The 5,908-nt window shown below is 59.2% G+C and carries 6 protein-coding genes and 1 pseudogene; 1 reads left to right on the top strand and 6 read right to left on the bottom strand.

The window, feature by feature from the left end; translation table 11 throughout:
• Positions 1–213 (top strand): annotated as a pseudogene (locus tag AC6RA8_RS20605) (DEAD/DEAH box helicase); the annotation flags it as partial.
• Here the strand turns inward: AC6RA8_RS20605 and AC6RA8_RS20600 are convergent.
• The 6 genes from AC6RA8_RS20600 to AC6RA8_RS20575 form a co-directional block, all read right to left on the bottom strand.
• Positions 214–432 carry a hypothetical protein gene (locus AC6RA8_RS20600; RefSeq protein ID WP_500355449.1) on the bottom strand — a complete coding sequence of 73 codons (219 nt, stop codon included), beginning with the start codon at positions 430–432 and terminating at the stop codon, positions 214–216.
• A gap of 323 nt (positions 433–755) precedes the next feature.
• Complete coding sequence (locus tag AC6RA8_RS20595) at positions 756–2,426, bottom strand: ribonuclease J (protein ID WP_500355447.1); 1,671 nt, start codon at positions 2,424–2,426, stop codon at positions 756–758.
• Between the two features lie 4 nt (positions 2,427–2,430).
• Positions 2,431–3,204 (bottom strand): type III pantothenate kinase, encoded by a 774-nt coding sequence (locus AC6RA8_RS20590; protein WP_500355445.1) that lies wholly within the window; start codon positions 3,202–3,204, stop codon positions 2,431–2,433.
• 13 nt (positions 3,205–3,217) lie between these two features.
• Positions 3,218–3,967 (bottom strand): biotin--[acetyl-CoA-carboxylase] ligase, encoded by a 750-nt coding sequence (locus AC6RA8_RS20585; protein WP_500355444.1) that lies wholly within the window; start codon positions 3,965–3,967, stop codon positions 3,218–3,220.
• A gap of 54 nt (positions 3,968–4,021) precedes the next feature.
• Positions 4,022–5,458, bottom strand: a complete 1,437-nt coding sequence (nuoN, locus tag AC6RA8_RS20580; protein WP_500355442.1) for an NADH-quinone oxidoreductase subunit NuoN — start codon at positions 5,456–5,458, stop codon at positions 4,022–4,024.
• A 48-nt stretch (positions 5,459–5,506) separates the two neighbouring features.
• Positions 5,507–5,908: proton-conducting transporter transmembrane domain-containing protein (locus tag AC6RA8_RS20575; protein WP_500355440.1), on the bottom strand; the 402-nt coding region annotated here is incomplete at its 5' end.

The raw sequence follows: 5,908 nt of genomic DNA, 5'->3' as shown, positions 1-5,908 counted from the left end.
TCGGAGCCGAAAACCGAAACACCGGTAGAAGCAACCACCGAAACCAAGGCAGAAACGCCGCGCGAGGACACCTCATCAAAATCGCGCAGCCGCTCGCCGTCGAGCCGCAGTCGGTCGTCCCGCGACGATCGTGGTGGCAACAAAGTGGTTGGGTTGGGCGATCACACACCCAGCTTCATTGGCCTAAGCTTTGAAGAGCGTATGGCGAGCTGACTAGCTTGCCCATTCCGGAGTAAGGTCAATTCCCTCGAACTCGGGATTTCGGCGGAACTGCATTGTTTCCGGGGCCAAAATCAGATCACCTTTGCGCGCGCGCTCAACATGTATTGGGTTCTCAAGGTCTAGCCGGTTCGGCCAACTACACCCTAAGCCTTCACCCAAGGCATAGGGTTTGACCCAGTATTCAAGAACTGTCCTCGGAACGCTGCTCATGCTGGCACCTGCCACACAGCATCGAATGTTTGGAGGATCCCCGTAGTGCAACTTTCTTGAGGAAATATAGTCCCGCAGTAGAGGGTATCTCCGGTAATGAGTGTCATCCGGCTCTATTGGCTTTGACGCTGCAGGCGAGGTGAAAGCCACATCAAACTCTGTCCTGCAGCCTTGGCATTCAATACGTACGAGCACTGCCTCCTGTGCATAGATATTCGCCGTTAGCTTTGGCGAAAACGGTTCGAACCTTGGCACCGCTGCCTCATCGAACCACAGGACTGGATCAGAAACACGGTCAAGAATGTCGCGGTAGTGTGTGTGCATTAGTGCATCCGGCTGATCACAACTGTCACTTCCGGCTTTTTACCGATCTCATCCTGCGCTGACTTGCGTACGACGCGCCGCAACGCTTCGGTCAAGCTGTCATCGTCGCGCAATGTCTTGGCATCCGCGCGCCCAAGGAACTGGCTCAGGTCTTCTTCCAGGACCTCAACCAGTGCCGCATTGCTGCGCCCGGTCTCGGACAGACCCATCAACTCGCACCAAGGTTCACCCAACGGTTCATCCTCTTCGTCGAGGATCAGCGTGACCAGCACATGTCCATTCAGCGCCATGCGGATACGGTCACGGACCACGCCGTCCAGCGCGCCGATTTGCACGGACCCATCCAGATACGTCCGCCCGGTCTCGATGTATTCTGCCACTTTGGGTGCATTGCCGCTCAGGTCGATCATCATGCCATTCACGGCCAGCACACCCGTGCGGCCCTTGCCCTCGGTCAGTTTGACATGTTCCCTCAAGTGCCGATGTTCACCATGCATCGGCACGACGATCTGCGGGTTCACGATATCCTGCAGGCGTTCCAGATCAGGCCGGTTGGCGTGACCTGACACGTGGTACAGGCCGGACGAGTCATCCACCACATCCACGCCCTTTTCAGACAGCTGATTCATGATGCGGATCACACCACGTTCGTTGCCTGGAATGGTCTTGGACGAGAATAGGAACAGATCGCCCTCTTTCAACTCCAGCCCCATGTATTTGCCGTTCGCAAGCTGCGCGGACGCGGCGCGCCGCTCGCCTTGGCTACCGGTCACCAGCAGCATCAGGTTCTCGCGCGGAATGTTCTTGGCGTCTTCCGGGCTGACAACCGATGGAAAGTCGGTCAGCACGCCCGTTTCAACGGCGGCCTCGATCATCCGGCGCATGGCGCGTCCCAGCAGGACAATAGATCGCCCTGCCCGTTCACCGGCCTCGGCCAGTGTTTTAACCCGCGCGACATTCGATGCAAACGTCGTCGCGACCACGATCCCCGACGTATGGCTGCGCACCAGCTTTTCGATTTCAGGCCCGACTGACAGCTCGGACCGACCGGGATGCGGTGAAAAGATGTTAGTGGAGTCGCAGACCAGCGCCTTGACCCCATCCTTGCTGACCTCGGCCCACAGGTCCGGATCAAACGGCTCTCCGACAACTGGTGTCGGATCCAGCTTGAAGTCACCTGAATGGATCACACGACCCTCAGGGCTGTCGATGATCAGCGCCGCACTTTCGGGGATCGAGTGGGACATCGGCAGAAAGCCCACCTTGAACGGTCCCGCCTGCACTTGGTCCGGCCAGCCTGCGACCACGCGAACCGCATCCTCGGGGTGCCCATGCTCGTCCATCTTGCGTCGCGCGATGTTGGCCGTGAAAGGCCGCGCATAGATCGGTGCGCCAAGCTGGCCATAAGTATGGGCAACGGCCCCGATGTGATCCTCGTGGGCGTGCGTAACAAAGATACCGTCAATGCGGTCCTTCCGCTCAGCCAACCAGGTGATATCGGGCAGGATCAGGTCCACACCGGGCGTGCTGTCCATATCGGGAAAGGTCACGCCCAGGTCCACCACGATCAACCGCTCGGCATCTTGCGCGCCATAGCCATAGACATAGGCATTCATGCCAATTTCACCCGCTCCCCCAAGGGGCAGGTAGATCAAACGTTCACTGCTCATAAGTTCAGTTATTTTCCTTGTTGTAGCGATGGATGACCGTCAGGCCATGCATCGTCAAATCGTCTTGAAAGTCGTCAAACAGCGCTTCGGACTGTTGAAATAGAGGGGCCAGCCCCCCTGTCGAGATTACGCGCATCTCGCGGGCACGCTCCGCTTTAATTCGGGCACATATCTCACGGACAAGGCCCACGTAACCCCAAAAGACACCGGACTGCATGCAGGCCACCGTGTTGGTGCCCACAACGGCTTGCGGCTTGGTGATGTCCACATGTGGTAGCGCAGCTGCTGCACTATGTAGGGCCTCAAGGCTCAGATTCACACCGGGCGCGATCACGCCCCCCACATACGCGCCGTCGGAAGCCACCACGTCAAACGTCGTCGCCGTCCCAAAATCCACAACGATCAGATCGCCGCCACATCGATCATAGGCGCCCGCCGTATTCACCAGGCGGTCGGGGCCAATCTGCGTGCCCTCATCCACCCGTGGCGGCGCAGGCAGTAGGCAATCGGGCTTGCCCACAACGTAAGGACGGCAATTGAAATAACGATCACACAGGACACGCAGGTTAAAGACAACCCGCGGCACCGTGGACGACACAATGACATCCGTGATCTCAACATCCAGCTTCTGGAACTCCATCAGGGTCGACAGCCAGACATAGTATTGGTCCGCAGTGCGCTGCCACTCGGTCGAGGTGCGCCACGTGGCAAGGAACTGCGTCCCGTCCCAGATCGAGAAGACAGTGTTCGTGTTGCCGCAATCGATGGTCAGAAGCATCACATGCCCCTCTCTAGAAAAAGACGTCGCCCGCCGGAATGGTGATCCGGCCCTTGGCCGTCTCTAGAACAAGTTGCCCATCGCCGTCCACGTCCACAAAGGTGCCTACATGCGTGTCGCGCGTGGTGCGGGCCGTGATGACCTCGCCCATTTTGGCCGCATGGGTACGCCAGGCGGTGCGGATCGGGTCGAACCCATAGGTGCGAAACTGATCTTCGTAACGCGCATAAGACACCGCCAGCACATCCAGAAAGCTCTCCGGCGAGATATCCGTCCCGAGCGTCGATTTGAGTGCCACGGGCGGCAGCGCGCCTTCTTCGACCTGAGATGCATCAGGTGCCGCCGCAAGGTTCACACCTACGCCAATTGCCAAGTGGGTAACCCGTGCGCCACTGCCAACGCTCTCCAGCAGAATGCCGGCCACCTTACCACCGCGCAGCAGCACATCATTCGGCCATTTGAGGGCAAACACATCCTCCCGACCCGTTGCAGCCACAAACGCATCGCGCAGCGCCAACGACATAACAAAGGACCGCAACGCAGCGTGCCCGGGTGCCTCGTCCAACGGCAACACCAGCGTGCCTGCAAAGTTACCGGCTGGCATCGCCCATGCCCGCCCGCGCCGCCCACGCGCTGCCGTCTGCTCCAGCGCCAAAAACCATTCAGGCCCGGCCAGATCCGGCGCAATACGCGCAGCCTCGCTCAGCGTCGAATCCACAGAACTCAACACGCGCCGCCCATATCCTGCGGGCCAAGCGATCATGACTTTCCTGTTTCCAAAAAATCCTCCCCGAAGGGCCGGTCGGCCAGAAGCGCCCTAGTTCACCAAGGTCAGCGCAGCTGCAGCCGCAGCCCCTTCGACACCGAACATGTTGATGATCCCCAGCACCATGACAGCAGCCGACCCCATCAGCATGGCCCACAGGATCGGAGACTTGCCACCGTTCAGGCGCTCTTCATCCGTATCGCCAAAATACATGTAGAAGACGATGCGCAAGTAATAGTAGGCGCCGATCACCGACGCGATCACACCCGCAATGGCCAACCATGCCAACCCGCCTTCATAAGCCGCACGCAGGACATAGAGTTTGCCAAAGAAACCCAGCATCGGTGGCACACCTGCAAGCGAGAACAACAGCACCAGCATTGCCAGCGCCTTGCCCGGCTCACGCTTGGAATACATTCTGAGCGCACTGATCTCGACCACCGGCTGGCCGTCCTTCTCCATCATCAGGATGAAGGCGAAAGTTCCGACATTCATCGTCACGTAGATCGCCATGTAGACCAGCATCGCCTGCACACCCAGCACGGTGCCTGCCGCCAAGCCCATCAGGGCGTACCCCATATGCGCAATGGACGAGAAGGCCATCAGTCGCTTGATGTTGGTCTGGCCGATGGCCGCGAAGGCCCCAAGGAACATCGACAGGACGGACAGCAGCGCCATGACCTGTTGCCAGTCGGCGACCGCTCCACCAAAGGCGTCATGCATCACCCGGGCGAATAGGGCCATGGCCGCCATCTTGGGTGCCGTCGCGAAGAAAGCAGTGACCGGCGTGGGCGAGCCCTCGTAAACGTCTGGCGTCCACATATGGAACGGCACGGCCGACACCTTGAATGCAAAACCTGCCATCAGGAAAACAAGGCCAAAGAGCAGGCCAAGCGACACGCCTTCTTCCGCAACCTGCACAATGCCCGAGAACAGCGTTGTGCCCGCATAGCCATAGACCAGCGACGCGCCATAGAGCAGTAGGCCAGACGACAACGCGCCAAGGACAAAATACTTCAGCCCCGCCTCGGTCGACTTCACGCTGTCACGACGCAGCGATGCCACGACATAAAGCGCAAGCGACTGCAATTCGAGGCCCATATAGAGCGCCATAAGATCACCGGCGGACACCATGGTCATCATGCCGACGGCAGCCAGCGCCACCAGCATCGGGTATTCAAAGCGCAGCAAGCCACGCTGGGACATGTACCCTTCGCTCATCAACAGGACCGCAGCGGCGGAGACAAGGATCGTCACCTTGGCAAAGCGCGAGAACCCGTCATCCACGAACATTCCGCCAAAGGCGACATTCGTCCCCTCGCCCGAAAACCCGATCCAGGCTGCAACGGCTAGAAACACCGCAGATGTGGCCCACAGCAGCGGCGACGCGAGGCCGTCCTTGGACGTGTAGACCGCCCCGATCAGGCCCAGCATGGCAAAGACAGCCAGCAGGATCTCGGGCAGGATGATGGTCAGATCAGCAGACATATAAACGTCCTCAAGTAACGTAGTGGTAGGACATGAAAGAACGTGTCCTTAGTTTTCGGCGAACTGCGTCGCGGCCTCAGCCGCGGCCAGTGCCGTATCGTATTGGGTCACAAGAGCGGCCACCGATGGACCAATGATGTCGAGGATCAGCGCAGGATAAACCCCCAGCAGGATCGTCATCACGACCAGCGGTGCAAAGATCGCCTTCTCGCGTCGGCCCATATCCGTGATCGACTTCAGGCTTTCCTTGATCAGATCGCCCATGACCACCCGGCGGTACAGCCAAAGGGCATAAGCGGCCGAGAAGATCACACCGGTTGTTGCGACAGCAGCCACCCAGGTGTTGACCTGGAACACGGCCATCAACGTCAGGAATTCACCGACAAAGCCAGACGTGCCCGGCAGGCCCACATTGGCCATGGTGAACAGCATGAAGATCAGCGCATAGGC

The organism is Tateyamaria sp. (assembly GCF_059783535.1).
Note: the sequence above shows the minus strand (reverse complement) of the source record. Positions and strands in the feature narration are given on the sequence as shown.